Annotated in this window: 1 protein-coding gene; it reads right to left on the bottom strand. The window is 44.1% G+C overall.

Annotated features, from left to right (window positions below):
• Positions 1-168 precede the first annotated feature (168 nt).
• Positions 169-1,056 (bottom strand): peptide chain release factor N(5)-glutamine methyltransferase, encoded by an 888-nt coding sequence (gene prmC, locus JGK14_RS00175; RefSeq protein ID WP_293219422.1) that lies wholly within the window; start codon positions 1,054-1,056, stop codon positions 169-171.
• Positions 1,057-1,162 lie beyond the last annotated feature (106 nt).

The following is a 1,162-nucleotide window of genomic DNA, read 5'->3' on the forward strand; positions in this document are numbered from 1 at the left end:
TTATTTAATCTGATACCTCTTGAGTTTTTGAGTAACAGCTTGCCGGAGATTCAAAGGTGACTACTTTTAGCTGGGCTCATTTTTTAGTCTAAACTACAGAATTTCAAGATCGGAGAGCGAATAAATCCCATGCAAGTCTATTTTAGAATTGCAGCATATTTTTGGAATCTAAAGACGATAGGCTAAAGCAAAGCGATCGATTCCTGCCAAATCCGCAAATATCTGAACATCGCAATAACTCCCGTGACTTCGTAGCATATCAGCTACCGCCGTTTCTTGTCCCGCCATCATCTCAACCAACCAAACTCCCCCAGATTCTAAATAATCCGGAGCCGTTTCTACCAAATGCCGGATGCAATCTAAGCCATCAAAACCGCCATCTAAGGCCAGGTGAGGTTCGTGCTTCAAAACTTCGGGTTGTAGAGTCAGCACCGTGCTGCTGGGAATGTAAGGCGGATTAGACACCATGCCACTAACTTTAGCCTTGAGAAATTCTAGCGGTTCCCACCACAAACCTTGATAAAAATTAATTCGCGATCCAAAGCCTAAATTTTCAGCATTCAGTCGAGCAACTGCCAAAGCTTCCGAACTGCAATCTACTGCATGAATCGTAGTATTTTTCAACGCACAAGCCAAGCCGATCGCGATCGCCCCGCTACCCGTTCCCAAATCCACCCAATCCGATGTTGGATTCACTGAATGGCTTTTCATAGCATCCACAGCCAAATCGATCAGCAATTCCGTTTCAGGACGAGGAATTAGCACCGCCGGCGTTACTTTCAGCGAAAAATCCCGCCAATGTGCAACTCCCGTTAAATACTGCACCGGCACCCGTTCCTGCAACCGTCGCTGCCAAAGTCGATCGAGTTCTGATACAGACAACTTTAATTCAATTTTTGGCAAATCTTTAAACGACTCCAAACGCAGAGCCAACTTATCCAAACCTGCCAGCTCTTGCAGCAGCCAGTCGAGTTCTACTTGGGGAATCTCAGAGGCGATCGCATCAATCTTAGCTTGATTCACCCACTGCCAAAGCTCTAAACCGGAAACAAACATAAGACTTTTTGGTAATTGGTAATTGGTAATTGGTAATTGGTAATTGGTAATTGGTAATTGGTAATTGGTAATTGGTAATTGGTAATTGGTAATTGGTAATTGGTAA

The sequence above is a fragment of the Microcoleus sp. PH2017_28_MFU_U_A genome (genome assembly GCF_020738035.1).
GTDB lineage: Bacteria > Cyanobacteriota > Cyanobacteriia > Cyanobacteriales > Microcoleaceae > Microcoleus.